The sequence below is a fragment of the Bartonella rattimassiliensis 15908 genome, assembly GCF_000278215.1.
GTDB classification, from domain to species: domain Bacteria; phylum Pseudomonadota; class Alphaproteobacteria; order Rhizobiales; family Rhizobiaceae; genus Bartonella; species Bartonella rattimassiliensis.
This window is the reverse complement of the sequence record NZ_JH725067.1, coordinates 63,194-84,108: the sequence shown is the minus strand read 5'-3', so window position 1 is coordinate 84,108 and position 20,915 is coordinate 63,194. Positions and strand designations below refer to the sequence as shown.

13 protein-coding genes and 2 pseudogenes are annotated in these 20,915 nt (G+C 34.6%); 13 read left to right on the top strand and 2 right to left on the bottom strand.

The genetic code is table 11. The features are described 5' to 3' along the window. Positions 1–146 precede the first annotated feature (146 nt). The 9 genes and pseudogenes from MCY_RS06175 (at position 147) to MCY_RS09140 (ending at position 8,719) form a co-directional block, all read left to right on the top strand. Complete coding sequence (locus tag MCY_RS06175; RefSeq protein WP_040296506.1) at positions 147–1,715, top strand: TerC family protein; 1,569 nt, start codon at positions 147–149, stop codon at positions 1,713–1,715. 929 nt (positions 1,716–2,644) lie between these two features. After that, positions 2,645–2,797 (top strand): hypothetical protein, encoded by a 153-nt coding sequence (locus tag MCY_RS09645; RefSeq protein ID WP_007347516.1) that lies wholly within the window; start codon positions 2,645–2,647, stop codon positions 2,795–2,797. Between the two features lie 9 nt (positions 2,798–2,806). Then, positions 2,807–2,965, top strand: a complete 159-nt coding sequence (locus tag MCY_RS10340; RefSeq protein ID WP_081587464.1) for a hypothetical protein — start codon at positions 2,807–2,809, stop codon at positions 2,963–2,965. Positions 2,966–2,968: 3 nt separating this feature from the next. Then, positions 2,969–3,634 (top strand): NAD(P)-dependent oxidoreductase, encoded by a 666-nt coding sequence (locus MCY_RS06170; protein WP_007347515.1) that lies wholly within the window; start codon positions 2,969–2,971, stop codon positions 3,632–3,634. Next, positions 3,627–4,235 (top strand): fumarylacetoacetate hydrolase family protein, encoded by a 609-nt coding sequence (locus MCY_RS06165; RefSeq protein WP_007347514.1) that lies wholly within the window; start codon positions 3,627–3,629, stop codon positions 4,233–4,235. The genes MCY_RS06170 and MCY_RS06165 overlap by 8 nt, the downstream gene beginning before the upstream one ends. Then, positions 4,232–4,552, top strand: coding sequence for a LysE family translocator (locus MCY_RS10065; protein WP_342341422.1), 321 nt, complete (start codon positions 4,232–4,234; stop codon positions 4,550–4,552). The genes MCY_RS06165 and MCY_RS10065 overlap by 4 nt, the downstream gene beginning before the upstream one ends. 40 nt (positions 4,553–4,592) lie before the next feature. Then, positions 4,593–4,865: a hypothetical protein gene (locus MCY_RS10060; RefSeq protein WP_244832538.1), complete on the top strand. Its 273-nt coding sequence runs from the start codon at positions 4,593–4,595 to the stop codon at positions 4,863–4,865. 595 nt (positions 4,866–5,460) lie between these two features. Continuing rightward, positions 5,461–6,861, top strand: a complete 1,401-nt coding sequence (locus MCY_RS06150; protein WP_007347511.1) for an amino acid permease — start codon at positions 5,461–5,463, stop codon at positions 6,859–6,861. A gap of 565 nt (positions 6,862–7,426) precedes the next feature. Next, a pseudogene (locus MCY_RS09140) lies at positions 7,427–8,719 on the top strand (amino acid permease). A gap of 177 nt (positions 8,720–8,896) precedes the next feature. Here the strand turns inward: MCY_RS09140 and ilvC are convergent. Further along, positions 8,897–9,916 carry a ketol-acid reductoisomerase gene (ilvC, locus tag MCY_RS06140; protein ID WP_007347509.1) on the bottom strand — a complete coding sequence of 340 codons (1,020 nt, stop codon included), beginning with the start codon at positions 9,914–9,916 and terminating at the stop codon, positions 8,897–8,899. A 790-nt stretch (positions 9,917–10,706) separates the two neighbouring features. Then, entirely contained in the window at positions 10,707–10,877 is a 171-nt protein-coding gene (locus tag MCY_RS09460; RefSeq protein ID WP_155887041.1) for a hypothetical protein, read from the bottom strand. Between the two features lie 464 nt (positions 10,878–11,341). On the opposite strand from MCY_RS09460, the pseudogene MCY_RS10055 reads away from it, so the two are divergent. The 4 genes and pseudogenes from MCY_RS10055 to MCY_RS06120 form a co-directional block, all read left to right on the top strand. Continuing rightward, positions 11,342–11,843 (top strand): annotated as a pseudogene (locus MCY_RS10055) (phage integrase central domain-containing protein); the annotation flags it as partial. 1,489 nt (positions 11,844–13,332) lie between these two features. Continuing rightward, entirely contained in the window at positions 13,333–15,789 is a 2,457-nt protein-coding gene (locus tag MCY_RS06130; protein ID WP_007347508.1) for an autotransporter outer membrane beta-barrel domain-containing protein, read from the top strand. A gap of 543 nt (positions 15,790–16,332) precedes the next feature. After that, positions 16,333–18,786, top strand: coding sequence for an autotransporter outer membrane beta-barrel domain-containing protein (locus MCY_RS06125; protein WP_007347507.1), 2,454 nt, complete (start codon positions 16,333–16,335; stop codon positions 18,784–18,786). A 145-nt stretch (positions 18,787–18,931) separates the two neighbouring features. Then, entirely contained in the window at positions 18,932–20,833 is a 1,902-nt protein-coding gene (locus tag MCY_RS06120) for an autotransporter outer membrane beta-barrel domain-containing protein (protein WP_007347506.1), read from the top strand. The last annotated feature ends 82 nt before the right edge of the window (positions 20,834–20,915 follow it).

The following is a 20,915-nucleotide window of genomic DNA, read 5'->3' as shown; positions in this document are numbered from 1 at the left end:
CATCATATGTGTTTAAGCAATATTTTACTATTTTTTTCTTTGTGTGTAAGTTTTTTTACATTCAATGTTCATGATCCAATGCACGAATAAAAGCCTATGAATTTTTTTTGTCAATCACGCGCTTTTAAGTTTTTAAAAGGTAAGAAATGATGGAATGGATCACGGATCCCCATGCGTGGTTTGGTTTGATCACGTTGGTTTTTCTCGAAATTGTTTTAGGAATAGATAACCTTATTTTTATCGCAATTTTAGCTGAAAAATTGCCTCAGCATCTGCGTGATCGTGCACGCTTCATAGGTCTTACTTTAGCATTAATTATGCGGCTTTTCCTTCTTACTGTTATTGGGTGGATTATGAGACTCGATACAGTAATTTTTTCATTTTCATCTTTTATCTTTAGTTGGCATAGTTTGATTTTAATCGGTGGTGGAGCCTTTTTGCTGGCAAAGGGAACATTAGAATTACATGAAAGGTTAGAAGGGGTATCACATGAAAGGAAAACAGGCATTTCTTATGCTGTTTTTTGGCAAGTCATTGTTCAAGTTGTTGTGCTGGATGCCATTTTCTCACTCGATAGTATTATTACCGCAACAGGTATGATTGCAAAAGAGCAAGCACCAGTTATGTATATCGCAGTCATTGCGGCTATGGGAGTAATGATGTGCGGATCTGGCGCTCTTATGCGTTTTATTAATCGTCATCCCACTATTGTCATCCTTTGTCTTGGATTTTTAATGATGATTGGTTTTACGCTCATTGTTGAAGGATTTGGTTTTCATATTCCAAAAGGGTATTTATATACTGCTATTGGTTTTTCCGTTCTCATCGAAGCTTTTAATCAAATTGGACGCCGTAATCGTGAAAAGATGATTACAACAAATGATTTACGCAGTAGAACAGCTGATGCTGTTTTGAGGCTCTTAGGAGGAGGAAGCAAAGATAGTCATCTTGCTGAGACTGTCGATGTTATTGCTGAACAAGCTGCAGCTTCTGAGTTGTTTAGGCCAGAAGAAAAAGAGATGATTCGTGGCGTTCTTGATTTAGCTGATCGCCCTGTTCGCTCTATCATGTCGCCGCGTAATGAGATTGAATGGTTAGATTTAAATGCTGATGAAAATGAAATGCGTGAAGAATTGCAGAAAGTTAAACATAGTCGTTTAATTCTTGCACGTGACAAAGTAGATGAATTTGTTGGCGTTGCATTGACAAAAGATCTTCTTTTAAATTTGGCTGAAGGAAAAAAGATTAATTGGAAAAAAGCGATGCGAGAACCTCTCGTTGTTCATGAAAACACAAGTGTTTTACGATTAATGGAGCAATTACGTCATTCGTCAATTCAGCTTGCCATTATTGTGGATGAACATGGATCTTTTGAAGGGATTGCAACACCAACCGATATTCTTGAAGCTATTGCCGGTGACTTTCCTGATGATGATGAAGAACTCATGATCGCAGAACAACTTGAAAATGGCAGTCTTCTTGTAGAGGGATATGCTGATATCCGTCGATTAAGTGGCTATCTTGGGCGTAATCTTGTTGATGAAGCAGATCGTTATACGACCCTTGCAGGCTTTATGCTTTGGCAGTTTGGTCATTTGCCGAATGAGGGAGAAAGTTTTGAAACTGATGGTTTACGCTTTAAAGTTATCGAAATGGAACGCCGAAACATATCTAAAATCCTTATTTCTCCACTTGTATTACCAGAAAGAAGCTAATTCTTTTTATTCATAAAGTGAACAAAAAGACTTTTTTTATCATTAAAAATAAAAAAATAGAATATTGATGACTCAATTGTATTGTTATATTTTTTTAAGTATGAAATAATAAATATACAAAAGTTACATTATCAACGCGTGTTTAGTACAAAAAAGTTTTCATTGATGATTAGAAAAGAGCTCTAAAAGAGAAAATGTACAAAATTATTTATCATTTTTTTATTAAAAGACTCCGTTACTTTCACATCAAGTAAACTTCTTTCAAACATCAAATTACCACCCGTAATAATACTCAGATCTCCACCATTGTTGTGACTTCACTCAACTGATGATGCTAGTTTTAAACTGTACTCTATTTTCTATAAGGTTTGAGATTTTTTGATATTTCTTAAGGAATTCTTTCTTGTTTTTTCCAATAAATTTAGCTATTTTTTTCTTTCAAAAGCGAAGTTTTTCTCGCTAGAAAGCTCTTGTTAAGAGCCATTCTTTTCCTCAAAATGGCGAATATTTTCTGCTACTTTTTCAATCAAAACGTAATTCAACAACCTATCTTCATGATTATTTTATAAATCTTTACCGCTAGAATATTCTCAAACAAGATAATACAATCATGAAATATAAAAAATAATAGCTTAACCATAAAAAATGACTTTATTTGATATATACTTTTTTAGTTATTAAAAGTAATATATAAATCCATTAATACAGAAAAAAGGTGGAGTATATGTTTATAAACATAGATAAAATCGTTGACGAATTAAAAGAAAATAAATTTTTCCACACACCTTCTGAAAAAATAAATATCAAGCAAATGAGATAACCGATTTAGCACGTCTGAAAAAAAACTGGGATTATTTACCAATTGATCTTTATATGAAAAGAAAAAGGTTTTAGGGATTTAATGGTTATCATTATAGAGAAAAACTACAATGAAAATTGTGATAACCGATAGAATAACTGAAATAAGTGAATTTGAAAAACCGCTGACTGACTTGGGTGCTCAATTTTATTTCTTCAACTCTTTAAATGAAGACGACTTTCCTGATGAAATTCTGAAAGAAATTGATGCCTTATTGATCTGACATGCAAAAATAACAGAGAAAACAGCCAAGAAATTGCATAAATATAAAATAGCGGCACGATTTGGTATCGGTTATGACCAAGTAGATTACGAAGAGCTAAGAAAACATGGTGTTGAATTTGCTAACAACCCTTCTTATTGTATAGATGAAATAGCTGATACTGCATGAACAATGATTTTGAAAGGATGCAGGCAAGTATCCAGACATAATAATTTAGCAAAAAAATATGATAAAACGTGGCAAGAGAACAATCTTAAAACATTTCGTCCAAAACATAAAACCATTGGATTGATTGGGCTAGGTAAAATAGGAAAAACAACATTAGAACGATTAAGGCCCTTTGGATTCAAGGTGACCGTCTATGATCCATACATTGATAAAGGTCTTTCTAAATCACTCAACTTCAAACTTTTAGAAAATATAAATACCCTTCTAGAAAAATCTGATGTGGTATCACTACACTGTCCTCTTACAAACAAAACAATAGGAATGATTAATTCAGAATTCCTTAAAAAAATGAAGAAAAACGCTATCTTAGTGAACACCGCAAGAGAGAAAATCCTCAGAGATTTTGATTGCTTAGAAAAGCATTTAAGAGAAAATCCTGAATTTCACGCATTCCTTGATGTTCTCCTTGTGGAAACACCCAATGACCATCCTCTTATTAAAGCTTGGAGAGACAATGCTTGCTGGTTATCCTCAAGATTGGTCATTAATCCACACAATGCGTATTTTTCAGAAAGCTCACACATCGATATGAGAAAAGATATTGTTTCAACAATTATATCTTGCCTATACAAAAAGAAAATGAAAAATTTAGTAATTTCCTATGATTAATAATATTTACTGCGTTGGGCGCAATTATGTAGAACATGCTCATGAACTTGGCAATGTTGTTGAAGATGAACCTGTTATATTTAGCAAACCAAATAGTTCACTTGTGTTAGGAAACCAAATTGATCTTCCTGATTTTTCCAAAGAAATACATTTTGAAACTGAAATTGTGCTCAGAATCTCAAAGGACACTTTTATGGTCAATGAAAGTGAAGCTAAGGAATGTTATGATGCCGTAGCAATAGGTCTTGATCTAACAGCGAGAGATTTGCAAACAAAATTAAAAGAAAAAAAGCTTCCTTGGCTTTTGTCTAAAGGTTTTAAAGGAGCCGCGTACGTCTCTGACTTCATAAAAAAAGAAAAAATGAATGCCTCCATAACCTTCACAATGAAGTTGAATAATGAAACAAGACAAGTTGGCAATACGAAAAATATGATCTTTAGCTTTGAGAAAATAATCTCATTTTTAAGTCACTACATTCAGCTAAGACGTGGTGATATCATATACACCGGCACTCCACAGGGCGTAGGAAAACTCTCTAAATTTGACAGAATAGAACTCTATCTTGAAGATCAATTAATTTCAGAGATAAAAGTAAAATGAGTCATCAAATACTGACCTTTTTCATTGTTTCATTTTTTTTAGTCATCTCACCGGGACCAAACATGGCCCTTATCATCGATAATGCAACGAGATTGGGAAAAAAGAACGCATTTACGAACATTTTAGGGTTGTGTACAGCAACATATGCGCATGGAGCATTTTCCATATTAGATGTGTCAGCACTCATTCTCAACAACAAAACGCTCTTCCTTTTAGTAAAACTCATGGGAAGCTGCTATTTATTATATATGGGTTTTAAATCGATTAAATCTGGAATACATAGCTTAAATTCAAAAGAAAAAAATATCAACGAATGAAAAAAGCATTGTCAGTAAAACAAAGCTTTTTACCAGCTATATGGACGTTTTTTTAACACAAATACTAAATCCCAAAGTATCAATATTTTACATAGCAGCCTTTCCAAAACTCTTAGCTTCTGGCGGTAGCATTAAAAAAGGCTTTGAACTTGTAACGATCCATTCCTTCCACATCTTTGCATGGTTTACTTTAATGACCATTTTTATATTATTCGCAAGCACCACTTTAAAAAAGAAAAAAATAAAAGTATGCATTAATATAGCAACAGGAAGAGTTTTATCGCTATTTTCTTTTTTCATTTTCTTTGGATAACTGAATGACGCTGCCTTTTTTATCATAGTCTCAAGGACCTTTATGTAAACAATATAAATTTATCACAACGTTTAATCAAGTGTTATGAATATACAAATGAAATTCTTATTCTCCACTTTAGAAGTAAAGAATCTAGAATATTCCTCTTTTCTTTTGTAAAAAAAGAACTCCTTTTACTTATGTTAGCATCATAAAAACAAATAAAATGATTTTAGAAATCATTTAAATTTTCTACCATTGAGGGCTTTTGATTCCTAAACCAAAATGACAACTCTCCAGTACTATCTGATCAAGAATTCAAACTTTCCTTATTATGGCAAAACAAATAACATTCTGAAATAATTTTCCCCCTTATATATAGAATAGCCATTTATTTGTTATCAAAATAACAAATAAACTCCCTATTCAAATATCTGGTACATTATTTACGAAAAAAACATTTTCTTTTTCCAAAACTATATTCTGTTCTTTATCCACACGAAATCATAAAAAATGTTTTTTTCCTTTACACCTCATTTATATCATGGTTCGATACAAAATAATGTCTTTTTTAGTATAATTTAACCTCAGAATAATTAAAGGGAACCCCAAAAAAATGAGCTACAAACAAAACTTAAAAGATAACTCTCAGGATAAGTTGCAGCGTGGATTGCACAACCGCCATGTACAACTTATAGCCATTGGTGGAGCTATTGGAACAGGTCTCTTCATGGGATCAGGAAAAACAATTAGTGTAGCAGGTCCTTCCATTATACTCGTTTATGCTATTATCGGTTTTGCTCTATACTTTGTGATGCGCGCTATGGGAGAATTATTGCTTTCTAATTCGCAATACCGCTCTCTTATAGATTTTTCAACCGATATGCTAGGACCAGGAATCGCTTTTTTTGTTGGCTGGAGCTATTGGTTAAGCTGGATTGTAACTGGAGCTGCTGATATTATTGCCGTCATTACTTATATGAACTTTTGGTGGCCAACACTCAATCCGTGGTTTACCGTTTTCGCTTGTATTAGTGTCTTTTTAAGCTTTAATCTCTTTGCCGTGAAACTATTCGGTGAACTTGAATTCTGGTTTGGTCTTATCAAAGTTTTAGCCATTTTAGCCTTAATCGTTGTTGGATTTTATATGATCGCTACAGGCTTTACCTCTCCAAATGGTACAGTTGCTTCTCTCAACCACGTATGGAACGATGGAAATATTTTTCCACGCGGAATTACAGGTTTTTTTGCTGGCTTTCAAATTGCCATTTTTTCTTTTGTTGGTATAGAAATTGCTGGAACAACCGCCGCTGAAGTAAAAGAACCTAAAAAAGTTCTCCCCAAAGCAATTAATGCAATACCAATCCGTATTGTCCTCTTTTACGTCTTTTCTCTCACTGTAATTATGTCTGTCACACCCTGGAATCAAATTATTCCAGATAAAAGCCCCTTTGTCTCGATGTTTTTACTCGCAGGCATTCCGATAGCTGCTGGCTTGGTAAATTTTGTCGTTCTCACCTCAGCAGCCTCTTCAGCAAATAGCGGTATTTTTTCTACCAGCCGTATGATATACGGGCTTGCAACACAAAAAGGTGCTCCTCCAATATTAGGAAAACTTTCTAAATATCATGTTCCAGCCAATGCTCTGTTTTTTTCCTGCTTATGTATTTTAATAGTCTATATAATTGCCTCGCTCTCTCCAACCCTTATTAGTGCTTTTACAATTGTGACGAGCATTTCAGCTATTGCATTTTTATTCGTATGGTCTGTAATTTTGATTAGCTATATTGTTTATCGTCGCAATCACCCTCATCTGCACGCTAAATCCATCTACAAAATGCCAGGAGGTGTGATTATGTGTGGGATTATTTTAATTTTCTTTGCTTTCATGCTCTATTTATTGACATTAGAATCCGACACTCTAACAGCCTTAAAATACAGTTTATTCTGGTTTATTTTCTTAGGTATTACGTATTTCATGTTCGTAAGAAAACGCACATCTCAAAATAATAAATAAAATGTATCCATAAAAAACATGTCAAAAAAGGGTACCAAAAGTTACCCTTTTTTGACATAAGACATAAGCTTTCTGCAAAAAATTTTCTATAAACTCCATCGATATTGTTTATTGGTTAAACATTTAGCTTTTATCTAAAGCCTTAGAAAAAATTTATATTCAACTTTTCTTCAAATTAGAAACAAAACTTTAAACAAAATATATGCTAACAACGATCCACACTAAAAAATTTCTATGGAGATATTTTTTCTACTTTGAACAAATTTCACTCATTATATTTTAGAGTTATTTTTCATGTTAATAAAAACTTTAAATTATTTTAAAAGTAATTTTTTATATAAATACTTATTTCTATAATTTTATAATTTTATAATTTAAATTATAATAAATATAAATGTAAATTCCATAAGTATGGATAATAATATATTATTTTTTAACAATATATTAAATAATAAAAAATTAAAATTTACACTAAAATTTATTTATATTACTATTTGTAAAAAATAATTAAGGGGAATTTCCCAAAAATGAATAAACAAAATTTAGAAAAAAGCCCAAAAAGAAATTGCAACGTAGACTCCATAACCGCCACATACAACCTATAGCCCTTAAACGAACGATTGGAACAAATTTCTTTATGGGATCAAGAAAAACAATCAGTATAGAAGTCTCCTCAATTCTTTTCTTTTACGTGACTGTTAATTGTACTTTATACTTTATCATGCGTAGTGCTATGAGAGAATTATTGCTTTCTGATTTACAATACTGCTCTTTTATTGACTTCTCGACCAATCTTCTAGAGCTCTGTATCGGATTCTTTATCAGTTAGGCATAGTTGGTTGTGTTGGATTGTCACAGGAACTGCTAAAATTACCACTATTGTCACTTATGCACACCTTTGGTGGCTTGAACGCACTCCATGAATTTCTGTTATCATGAGTATTATGGCCTTCTTACTTTTTAACCTTGTCGTCGCGAAACTCTTTGGCGAACTCGAGTTTTAATTTGTTTTTATCAAAATCGTAACAATTTTATTCTTAATTTTTGTGAGATTTTATGTGATTCTTTATCGGTTTTATCTCTCCAAATAGTACTGAAGCACCCCTTAGCAATCTATGGAATGACGAAAATATTTTTCCACGGAAAATTACAGGCTTTTTTGCTGGTTTTCAAATTGTTATTTTGCTTTTATTAGAATTGAACTTACAGAAACAACTGCTGCTGAAGTAAAGGAACCTAAATTACCTTACCACAAACTATCAATTCAATACCAGTTTGCATTGTATTCTTTTATATCTTCTCTCTTCTTGTAATTATATCTGTGACACCTTAGGACCAAATCAGTCCAGAAAAAAGCCCATTTGTAACAATGTACGCGCTTATCGGTATTCCAATTGCTGCTAGTTTGATGAACTTTGTTGTTCTTACAGTTGCCACATCTTCAGCAAATAGTGGAATTTTTTCTACCAGCCGTATGATGTATGAGCTAGCAATGCAAAAAGGCACTCCTAAATTTTTAGAAAAACTTTTTAATAACCACATTCCAGCCAATGCATTATTCTTTTCATATTTATACATCTTATTAAGTTATGCAGCTGTATCGTTATCTCCACCCCTCATAGCCGCTTTTACCATTATTACGACCATTGCCGCAACTTTGTTTATATTTGTATGGTCTATCATTTTGATCAGCTATATCACCTATCATCGCAATCGCCTTCTCCAACATAGTGTCTCTCCTTAATAAAAAGCCAGGAGGTATTTTTATTGAGTGCTTCTCATTTTCTTTGTATGTATGACTTATTTGTTGTCCTTAGAATCTGATACTGCCATAGCTTTAAAATACACGCCAGCGTAGTTTATATTTTTAGCAATTGTATACTTTACTTTTCGAAAGAAAGAATTATGCTAAACTTAAAAAAACTAAAGCCTATATGCAAAAAACATATAAAAAGGGGTAACTTTAGCTACCCCTTTTTTGATATTTATCTATAAAAATTATAAAAGCCCTTTACAAAATATCTCTGTATCGATTTCAATTACGCTCTTTATCAACCAAAGCATTAGATTTTATCCAAGGCATCATAGAGCGAAGTTTTTTACCCACTTCTTCAATAGGATGATTATCATTTAAACGCCGCATACTTTTAAAATGAGCAGCACCAGCCTTATATTCCTGAATCCAATTTGATGTAAATTTACCTGTTTGAATATCTTTCAATATACGTTTCATTTCTGCTCTTGTTTTATCTGTAATTACACGTGGACCAGCTATATATTCTCCCCATTCAGCTGTATTTGAGATCGAATAATTCACATTTGCAATGCCACCTTCATACATGAGATCAACAATCAGTTTGACCTCATGTAAACATTCAAAATAAGCCATTTCTGGTGCATAACCTGCCTCCGTTAGCGTTTCATAACCAGCTCGAATCAATTCGATAAGACCACCACAGAGAACCGCTTGTTCACCAAAAAGATCAGTCTCGCACTCTTCTTTAAAAGTTGTTTCAATCACCCCCGCACGTCCTCCCCCAAGGCTACATGCATAAGATAATGCTACATTATGAGCCTGCCCTGAAGCATCTTGCGCCACCGCAATTAAGCAAGGAACCCCACAACCACGTTGATATTCATAACGAACTGCATGGCCTGGACCTTTAGGAGCAATCAGCACAATATCAATGTTTTTTTTAGGTTCAATCAAGCCAAAATGAATGCTCAAACCATGAGCAAAAGCAATTGCACCCCCATCACGTAAGTTGTCATGAATGTGCTCTTTATAAATATCAGCTTGCAATTCATCTGGTGTTGCCATCATAATGAGATCTGCCCATTTTGCTGCTTCAGCAACACTCACCACTTTAAAACCATCAGCCATAACCTTTTTAACTGTTTCCGACTCTAAACGCAAAGCAATCTGCACATTTTGGACACCAGAATCTCTTAGATTTAAAGCATGCGCACACCCTTGAGAACCATAACCAACAATAGCTACTTTTTTTCCTTTAATGAGATTAACATCCGCATCACGATCATAATAAACACGCATAAAACACTTCCTTCTTTCTTGATTTAAACTGGACTTCAACTTATTTTTATTAAGTAAAAACATTATCTTCAGTGCATCACACACTATAAAGACAAAAAACACCGCTTATAAAAACAGAGCAATTGCATAATCTTTTAAAGCTTACATATTGCGTCAAAAAAAACTGTAATCCCCAAACACTCCCAAAACATATACAAATCGCCAAATAAATTTCACCAGCTGCTCTACAAAAACGGTATATTACACAAAACAAGATTTCTAAAGAAAATATATCTGCGAATATTCTATTCTTCTTCCGGGCAACGAAACGTTGTACCCTAAAAATTAAAATACAACATACAATTTTTAGCATGAACCAAATAAGTATATATGGCAAGAAAAATTATAAAGTAACAAGTGTTGTTTAGGACAAACTTCAAAAGAACATATAGTAATATCGTTAAATATCACGAAAAGGATGCTTTTATTTTTTACATTTTTTAATAGCCCTGCTTCTCGTGCGAAACAGAATGACATTGTGTTATTCCTTCATGCACTTATTAAAAAACTCTTAATGCGCTCGAGCTTTTTTCAAGCGTCCTCTATAATAATCTAAGATGTAATAATCTTAAGCTTTGTGATCATTTAAAGTTTATTGTGCATACTCTTTTTACGTTATAAAATGATACGTTAATATCGTCATTCCATTTACTGGAAATACTATACCAAAGGGCAAAAAACACTTGCAGTTGCACGTGTTTATAGAACAAATTTGGGCTTGCAGCCTATGACCCCTATTTTAAAATAGGCATCATAAAGTGGAATAAGAAGCAAAAACCGTTACATCACGAATAAAGCGTAATGGGCATCTTGGTTTAACAGATGTTTCTGCAACAGTAGAAATCGCAGCCTTGCCGTTTTCGTTATCTGTAATCCTAACCAGACTCCCTTGATACCTTCCAAAAGCATCAAAAAAACGCAATCAATTTGACCAATACATCGAAAATAGTACTGGAATTTTCGTTACTGCTTTTCCCATTATAAATATTGTAGACATTTTAACGCTACAATCAATCTCACAAATTCAACAATCCACACTGATGTTTTATTAAGAAATAGTATGTTTAAAAAAAAAGAGTCTTGGAAAAACAAAAATATTAAACTAAATGCCACACCTTGATCTTAAACACCGCTCATTCTACTTTAGAGAACAGAATAAATATTACCAAGACGAAAATGTACACTTTGTTTTGCAAAGCAATACACACAAAACCATACAAAACAGTACAAACAAAAAGGATAACAATGGAAAACTTCCTTGATATTGCTCAAAGATCACGTCCTGATATTCCTGTATTTAATCTCGACAATAACTACAGTTGCATTTAGTAACGCAACTGAAAATGATCATTAGCACACGCAGACAAATATAATAATGATGCCGGCTTGCTTCTCCATAAGCATAAAGATGGAAGTACTCAATAGATTTACTGTTATACCATTCATGGGTACCATCATAAAATAGGCTTGGGTGCCTTAAGAAACGTTTCTTTAAAAAAGCCTGTGAATGTACCAATCAATGGCGTTCTGTTTTGCATGAGGATCGTATCCCCATTAAAAAACACGATAAACAAAAACGTGAAGCAATCTCCATTATTTAAAAGACATTGCCGTGGATGCTTTTGAAAGCCGTAAAGCTGAATTAAAAGGTGATGGGAAATATGGAAACTGGTTTGCACCTTCACGGCGTTATATTCTCCCCAAATTAGGCCGTTTGTTCGTTTCAAAAATTACCCAAACATAGATACGCAATACGCTTGCTCCTATTTGGCATACAAAAGCTGGGACTGCTCAGACTACCTTGATACGTCTTAACCTTTGTCTTAAACATGCGGCTGCTTTGGGTTTGGAGGTTGATTTACAAGCGACACATCAGTCTACTAGCCTCCCCTGAAAAGTTTACAAGAACCTCTGGAAATGCAGAAACTTACTTTAACATTGCATGGAGTGATAGCAAGCAAATACCACTCAAAAATTGATAGACTTTTAATTCATAGGAATATCTCAAACAACACAACAGTTTGTATTGACAGCGTTTTAGGAAAAAAAGTTTTATAGAAAATGCTTCCGCTCCCTCAACCACTGGTGAACTTTCGCTTATTTAAATCTCTGGAAAAGCACAAGAAGATTTCTTTAAATTCGTGAGTGATTACTATAGTGCGCAGTTTATCTTATAAATATACCTTAACATGTTATGGACAAAAATCAATCAATGATACAAGCAATAGCGACCAAAACCTCTCTGTATTTGTTATAAAAGAGGAAAACTTTTAGGATTTCCGTTTGCACAAAGACTTTCTTATCCCTGGTTTAACTGTAGAAAAACTTATTCCCAAAACAGCAAGCTATAATAGTGATACCAAATGCTCTCTTTCACGCAAAATTAACCGATATAGCTCAGAAAGACGAATTTTTAGCTGATATATGAGAATATCAACCATAGGAAAAAGAAGAAGGGATATACTCTTCTTATACATCTATGAAATACAGCAATCTTATCCTTCAAACATGATCCTCTAAAATACGGTTATGGTTCCGATATTTACGATGCTTCTCTCCAAGCTGATATTGCATTAACAACCTTAGAAGAACAAGATATTTATTTATAACAATTATTAACCGTTTTACATGTTGAATGAGAGACCCGAATATCGCAAGGTTCCCTCATTTCACCTCTGGTTCATGTTAAATCAATAAAAATCACTTTCTTGCACATCACAAGCGAACTGGTATGGAATAAAAACACCAGAAGAAAAGAGTAAAAATACCTCTCATGAATTGGCTCAAGGGCCAAGAGCTCTTGCAACATTGGATACTAACAAAGTGTCTGATTATGCCAGCTTATTCTTTATATTAAACGTAAAAATAGGAGCTCAATGGCTTTACCATTATAGCCTTCATAAGGGGCCACCTTGAAATGGGCTTTGTGTCTTTAAGACATGTTTCTTGAAAGAAAGCTCGTGAATATCATCCTTCTTAATTCTTCTTCCGTATCAAATTTTTTTCTTTTAGATCAGAGAAAATCAGCTGAAATTTTGTTGCATGCATAAAACAATATCTCTCCTCCCCATCTTCCATCTCAACGCTATAGAGTTTTTATAAGAATTATCCTTAAAAAACAATTTTTAAAGATCGTCCTTCATCGTGTTTTAAGTATAAGCTTATTAGGCTAGGTTTTATGCAATCCATTTTTCACTGTTTTTCATAATCATGAAAAAGCTTTTCTGAAACAAACCTTCAAATTATAGAGAACACCACAATATAATTTGTTTTGTTATTTACAATAAAAACATAATGATATAAAAGCTGATTGGGTACTTGCGCCATCAGGGGAATGAAGTAAGCATCAAAGCATACCAAATACTAAAGGCATATCTATGTGTAAGAAATATATTTATAAGAAAAATTTTTTGTTATGTACAATTGCTGGAACTTTGATTTTTTCTCATTTCGGTTCAACTTATGCAAATACACAACCTCCTGAAATTATTAATGAGTTTAAGCTGGATAAAGAAAAAGAACAAAAGACTCTTAATAATGTTTTTATCCGCAACAAGCAAATTGGAGTATCGGCGACTGAAAAAGCGATTGCCACAATTACGAATTCAACAATACACACAGAATCAACCGCTTTTTCCGTATCAAAAGGTGGGCAAATTCACGCTAAAGGAATTGATGCGAATTCAATATACAAAGGTTTAGAAACTAAGAATGGTATAATTAATATTGAAGATTCAATTATAACCGTTCAAACAGCTGGAGCGGGTGGTATCGTTCTTTATGAAACCCCAAAGCGTGAGAAAAAAGAGGGCGAAAGTGTTATCAATAAGATTAGTCTTACCAAGAGCAAACTTCTTGTGAAAGATGGTGTTGGTATTCGGGGCCCTTATGGCTCAGAATCTGTTGCTGAAATTTTCCTTAAAGATTCTGAAATTCGAGCTGATGTTTTATTGAGAAATAAAACTAAACGTAGATTTTATGATGACGATATGCTTCCTGTATCTCTTACATTAATTGCTAACAATTCGATTCTAGAAGGAAGAGCAAGAACCCTAAAAGTAAATACAACATCTCTTACTCTGAACGATAACAGCAAATGGTACTTAAAAGTCAGTCAAGAAGACGTAGATACTGATTTTAATACCTTTAATTTCGACCTCAGTGACCTTAAACAACGAGCACTTTCTACTGTTTCAGTACTGAATCTTAATAATAGCTCTATTATATTCAACGCCCCATCTACTAATGGAAGATCTGCTTTGGGGAAAGGGCAGTATCAAATCTTGAGTGTAGGACGAACCGCTGAAGTTTATAAATCGCGAGACAATATGGTCCCTACTGTAGAAACTGCCTATTATGCAACAGGTGATGCAAAGATTTATTTCAATACCGAATGGAGTGATGGTTTAGAAACAGAACAACAAAAAACAGATCGTCTTCTTGTTCATGGAAATGTTTCAGGTACCACGACAATTTATGTTAATAATCTTTCAAACAATGGAAAATTAGAGGCTGAAGATTCTCTTCCCTTAAACGTACGGGGACTTTCACTCATTCAAGTATCTGGAGAAGCAAGTGAAACATCCTTCAAACTAGCGAAGGGCTATGTCACACTAGCAGGCTTACCTTATCAATATACACTCAACGCTTATGGACCAACCTCAAGCCGTGGAAAAGCAGAGAGCACACAAAACATCTTAGGAAGCATCTCTCAAGAATCAGATGAAAACACCCTTAAAGACTTCGCAAGCTATGTTATAACAGGAACTACTCTTGAAGGAGTTACAAAAAATGAAAAAAATGCGCAAAGTGAAAATTTCTGGGATTTCCGCTTGCAAAATGCTACACTTGATAATGAAGGAAAGATCAGAGCCCTTGTTCCTCAAGTTGCAAGCTATTTGGTGATGCCTAATGCTGTGTTTTCCACAGGATTTTCTGATGTAAGCAATCAAAATACATTATTAGATGATATGCGCACAACGGCCTTGAAAACAGAAAATCATAAAAATAAAGGACTCTTTTTATCTTCTTATGGTAATAAGATGACACTATCCTCTAATCGCACTCCATTGCAATATGGCTATGGCGCTGATGTTCACTATGCTGCCTTACAAGCAGGCGTTATATTAGCAGAACTAGAAGAACAAAACATTGCCATGAATTGGGGGCTTTTGGGTACATATGGAAAATTATCCTTCACGCCAAAAGATATGGAAGGTGCTGATAAGAGTACACTTGATAAATGGTCTCTTGCGGCATATGGTGACTTCCATCATAATAATGGTCTCTACGTCAATGCACTCTTCTCTTATGGAACCCTCAAGGGAAATATCAGCACAGCTCTTATAGGAAAGACGGCAGAATTAACGAACGCTGATACATTCAATACATCAGCGACCATTGGACGAAAATTCAAAACCAATACGAAAGGATTGACCTTTGAATCACAAGCCCAAATTATTTATCAATGTCTTATGCTTGGCATACTCTCAGATGTTGATGGTTTTAATGTGAATATGGGCAATCCTCATCAATGGTTGGTGCGTATTGGTGGGCGCTTAACACAAACAACGATTCCTACTGAAGGAAATAATATTTTCTCTTTCTATGGTAAATTGAATATTATTAAAGCTTTTTCTAACAATACCACCATACAGATTGGGGATACATTCCACTTTGATTCTATGGAAGCTGCCCTTGAAAGTGGCCTTGGTGTGAATGCACAATTATCACACAATATTGTCTTTCATGCTGATGTTAATTATCAACAGAAACTTCAAAAAGCAGGTATATCCGGAATAAATGTTTCTGGTGGCATACGTTACCGTTTTTAAAAATCTCTGATCATTATTTTAAAGATGTCAGCTTAAAAAATATAAGCAGCGCTGAAATACCAGCAGTGCTGCTTAAATTTTGTAAATCATAAAAAGTGCCACCTGTTGAAAAATTATTAAACATTTATCAAAAAAAGAAATATTTTGATTTTTTTAGTTATATTTAAACAGCGTAACGAATTACTTACTCTTTAATACAGAAAAAATCTACTCAAAGTTTTTTATAAACGTAATAACACATCTTTCCATCTCAATTCTATAAAACTCTCATGATAATAAGCTCTATTCGATGAATGTAAATTCATAGCATTTTTTGAACATGGATTGACTAAATTTATGTTTTTTTGGAATGTTTTTTCACTGATCTCCATTACCAAATTAAAAGTGTTCCCAAAGCAAATCTTCAAACTATAGAGAACACGACATAATATTTCGTTTTGTTCTTTACATAAAAAACATAATGATATAAAGATCACTAAAGTACTTGCGCCATCAGGGGAATGAAGTAAGCATCAAAGACATACCAAGACTAAAGGCATATCTATGTGTAAGAAATATATTTATAAGAAAAATCTTTTGTTATGTACAATTGCTGGAACTTTCATTTTTTCTCATTTCGGTTCAACTTATGCAAATACACAACCTTCTATAATGGGCATGGTTCGTGCGGATAAGGCAGAAGAAGAAAAAATCTCTAAAAATGTTTTTGTCCGCAGTAACAATGCGGTAGTTGCCGATGACAAATCCTCTATTACCGTTAAAAACTCAACGTTGCGCTCCAGTGGCGTTTTGCTTTCTGCAAGAACAGGTGGACACATTCATGCTAAAGAAATTGTGGGAAAAGCAGGAACAAATGGTTTAGAAATTGCCAATGGAACAATCCATGTTGAAAATTCAATCATAACCGTTCCAGGACATCATAAAAATTATGGTATTCGTTTTGACTACATCTCGGATTCTTATGTAAAAGAGGGAGAAAGTGTCGTCAATAAGGTGTTTCTCACCAATACAAAACTTCTTATGACAAATGGTATTGGTATTGCAGGGCCATACTCTTCAAAATCTGTTGCTGAGATTTTTCTTAAAAACTCAGAAATTCGTGCTGATATGTTGTTGAAGAATAAAAGCGTATCGGAGGATAAGAAACCTAAGACTCTCGTATTAACTGCTGATAATTCAATTATGGAAGGAAAAGTAAAAACCTTTACTCAAAATACGACGATTTTTACTCTAAACAATGGCAGCAAGTGGCACTTAAAAATTAGCCCATTTGAAGTAGAAGATGAATTTAGTTCGTCTAATGCGTACAAACTTATCGACATTAAACAACGAGCACAATCTGTTGTTTCAATCCTAAACCTTAATAACAGCTCTATCATATTTAATGCCCCACATAATTTAGTAGAAAACCATTATCAAATCTTAAATGTAGGAAGACTTCCGCAATCTAAAGAGCCTAAACCGCAAGAAAATGCGACTCCTAATGAAACAGCGGTTTACAATGCAACAGGCAACGCGAGAATTTACTTTAATACCGAATGGAGTAATGGTCTTATAAAAGAACAACAAAAAACTGACCTCCTTCTCGTTCATGGTGATGTCTCAGGCACCACAAGGGTCTATTTTAACAATCTTTCAAAGCGTACGGAATCATCCAATCAGGAATCAGAAGAAAGAAATTCTATTCCTTTGAATGCGCGTGGACTCTCACTCATTCAAGTTTCTGGGCAAGCAAATGAAGATTCCTTCAAACTTGCAAATGGCTACACAACAATGAATGGATTGCCCTATAAATATATACTCAATGGCTATGGGCCAACTTCCAGACATGGGAAAGCTGATTGGGCACAAAATCATTTAAGCGAAATAGCACAAAAATCAGTATCACAAGAATCAAAAGAGAAGGATGCAAAAAGTCCTGATGCGACATCCCTTGAAAAAGAGAACAATAGACAACTCTTCTTGGAAAACAATGATACTTTCTGGGATTTCCGCTTACAAAGTGCAACTCTCGATGATGAAGGAAAAATCAAAGCTCTTGTTCCTCAAATGGCAAGCTATTTGGTTATGAGTAACGCACTATTTTCCTCTGGATTAGCTGATGCAAATAACCAAAACACACTGTTAGATAATATGCACGCAACAGTTTTCGGGTTAGAAGGTCATAAAAAGAAGGGGATCTTCTTATCGACTTATGGCAATAAGGTTACATTATCTTCCAACCGTAGTCCATTAGAATATGGTTATGGCGCGGATGTTCGCTATGCTGCTTTACAAGCAGGCATTACGTTAGCAACGTTAGAAAATCAAAACCTTATCGCGAATTTTGGTTTTCTAGGTACCTATGGAAAACTAGCTTTTACGCCAAAGGATATGGAAGGTTCAGACAAGAGCATACTGGATAAATGGTCTTTTACAGTCTATAGTAACCTCCATCATGACAATGGTTTTTATATTAATGCGCTTTTCTCTTACGGTGTTTTAAACGGAAACATTACAACAGCTCTTATCAACAATACTGCAGAGTTAAACAATACAGATACATTAAACATATCAGCGACCATTGGACAAAAGTTAGCAACTGGTGTTGAAGGATTAGCTTTTGAGCCGCAAGCACAGCTTATTTATCAACATGTTGCGTTTGGCACTCTCTCAGATGTCGATGGCTTTCAGGTTAACATCAAGACTCCCCATCAGTGGTTGGTTCGTATTGGGGGGCGTTTAACGAAAATGATTCTTCCTATTGAAAACGATCGTATTCTTTCTTTTTATGGTAAATTGAATGTCATCAAAGCTTTTGGTGAGAAAAGCACAATCGATATTGTTGAGTCTTTCCATGTTGATTCTATAGGTTCTTCCCTTGAAGGTGGACTTGGCATTAACGCACAACTTTCCAAGAAGATTGCGCTTCATGCTGATGTTAATTACCAACATAAACTTCAAAAAGCTGGGTTATCTGGAATTAATTTCTCTGGTGGAATGCGTTATCGCTTTTAACAATTTTAGCTTTCTATTTTGACATATAAGCGGCACTGAAATGTAAGCAGTGCTGCCTATGTTTGGTGCGTTACAAAAAAACGTAATGTGTCAAAGAGTATCCGTTTTTTATCAAAAAAGATAAAGTATCTTAAGGAACATTTCTATGCATAGAAATCTCTTGTTATGCACAGCCGCTTGTGCTTTGTTTTTTTCCTCTAACTTCACTTCTACCAGTATCGCCTCTAGCCTAAGTCCTGAAACACGCCGTACCCTTGAAGAAATTATCAAATTACCTCAACAATATCGCCATGCCATTGATTTAGTAAGCACACCAACACAAGCAGAAAAAAATCTTGAGGAGATCGCCTCTGGCACCATGAGGCAAGATAATTCACAAGTAGATAAAATATTAGATGAAGTAGAAGGTAGAATTAATAGTTATTTTTCAGGGATTGGTCGTAATGGATCTTCTGCTCACAGAGAGGAATTGCAGAAAGCAAGAGATAATATCCACGCCCAAGTCATGGCAAATAATACGCAACACATGATACAAGCCAATGCGTATCTAGATCGCTTACGGCAGGAGCGGATGATAACGAAAGAAAATTTATTACGTGGTTACGAGAAAGCGGTTTCTGATGCCGCAAAAGCGGCAGCAATCCTTGATGCTGATAACCAACAACGTATTAACGCTAAACGTCAACAATGGACAACGCAAGACAATCGCGATTGGTATAATCTGCAAAATAAAGCAGAAATATTACATAAAGCAGCACAAGTGGATAGTGCCTTACAAGGACAAAATAAGGAGCTTGCCAATACTTTACGCAAAGCAGTACTAGATGCTTTGAACAGCGATGGAAGAACAAACGTGGAGAAGAAAGGAGACTCTATTGCCTTTAAAGAGGATCAACACTCTATTATTGATTCCAACACAAAACAAAGGCACGCTGGGAATGTTGTTTCCCAACGCAAGAGTAATTTATCCACAAGAGCAGATCGTGAAATTATACAGCCTAAAGTAAATGAAAATGCGAAGGCTGATAACACCGATACCCAGAACAGCTCTAGACCTACGGATGAAAAAGCAACTGCAACCTCTACTTCTCTTAATGTAGTGGAAAAAAGAACGGCTCATCCATCACAAGCGGAAAGCTATTTAGTGATGCCGACCGCAATGTTTGCTGTTGGGCTTGCTGATGTCAACAATCAAAATATCTTGTTAGACAATATGCAAATAACAATGTTTGAGCCTAAAGACTCTCAAGAAAGAGGCGTTTTCTTATCCACTTATGGCAATAAGAGCACGTTTTATTCCAACCTTCAATCCAGTATTCGTGCAGATATTCGCTATACTGCATTGCAAGCAGGAGTAACATTAGTCGCGCTAAAAGATCAAAATATCAATACCAATTTTGGTTTTTTTGGAACATATGGGAATTTATCTTTTGCGCCTAAAAACAAAGAAATCTCTCATACGAATGTACTTGATAAATGGTCACTCACTGCCTATGGAAACATTCAGCATGACAGTGGTGTCTACGCAAGTGCATTTCTCTCCTGTGGAATTTTCAAAGAAAATATTACTAAAAATAATATCAGATATACTCTGAAGGTAAATAATAAAACAATATTAGGGGCTGCAGCAACTGTTGGACAAAAACTGTCAACTGGTTGGGAAGGTGTCATACTAGAACCGCAAGCACAACTTGTTTATCAGCGTCTCATGCTTGGCTCTTTCTCCAATGATGGATCCGTTCCAAATGGCGATAATTCTAAAATAAATATAGGCTACCCTCATCAATGGGTTTTCCGTGTTGGTGGACGTTTAACGCAAAACAAAGGTCGTGCCGTTTCCTTCTACGGCAAACTGAACCTAGTTAAAGCTTTTAGTAAAAATTTTGAGCCTGATGCTATGGGATCTTTAATCGAAGGTGGTTTTGGTATTCATACACACTTATCAAAAAATATTGAGCTTTATAGTGATCTCAGCTACCAACATAAGTTCGAAAAAGTTGGCATAACTGGAATAAATCTTTCCGGCGGAATGCGCTATCGTTTCTAAAAATACTTGTATTCCTATCTTGAAATATAAAGAGCCCTCATTATGTTTCGTTTTGTCTCTACAAAAGAAACATAATGAGGTC

Coding starts and splice junctions, on each gene's coding strand:
- MCY_RS06175 (WP_040296506.1), top strand. CDS start 147: ATGATGGAATGGATCACGGATCCCCATGCGTGGTTTGGTTTGATCACG.
- MCY_RS09645 (WP_007347516.1), top strand. CDS start 2,645: ATGAAAATTGTGATAACCGATAGAATAACTGAAATAAGTGAATTTGAA.
- MCY_RS06170 (WP_007347515.1), top strand. CDS start 2,969: ATGATTTTGAAAGGATGCAGGCAAGTATCCAGACATAATAATTTAGCA.
- MCY_RS06165 (WP_007347514.1), top strand. CDS start 3,627: ATGATTAATAATATTTACTGCGTTGGGCGCAATTATGTAGAACATGCT.
- MCY_RS10065 (WP_342341422.1), top strand. CDS start 4,232: ATGAGTCATCAAATACTGACCTTTTTCATTGTTTCATTTTTTTTAGTC.
- MCY_RS10060 (WP_244832538.1), top strand. CDS start 4,593: ATGGACGTTTTTTTAACACAAATACTAAATCCCAAAGTATCAATATTT.
- MCY_RS06150 (WP_007347511.1), top strand. CDS start 5,461: ATGAGCTACAAACAAAACTTAAAAGATAACTCTCAGGATAAGTTGCAG.
- ilvC (WP_007347509.1), bottom strand. CDS start 9,916: ATGCGTGTTTATTATGATCGTGATGCGGATGTTAATCTCATTAAAGGA.
- MCY_RS06130 (WP_007347508.1), top strand. CDS start 13,333: ATGTGTAAGAAATATATTTATAAGAAAAATTTTTTGTTATGTACAATT.
- MCY_RS06125 (WP_007347507.1), top strand. CDS start 16,333: ATGTGTAAGAAATATATTTATAAGAAAAATCTTTTGTTATGTACAATT.
- MCY_RS06120 (WP_007347506.1), top strand. CDS start 18,932: ATGCATAGAAATCTCTTGTTATGCACAGCCGCTTGTGCTTTGTTTTTT.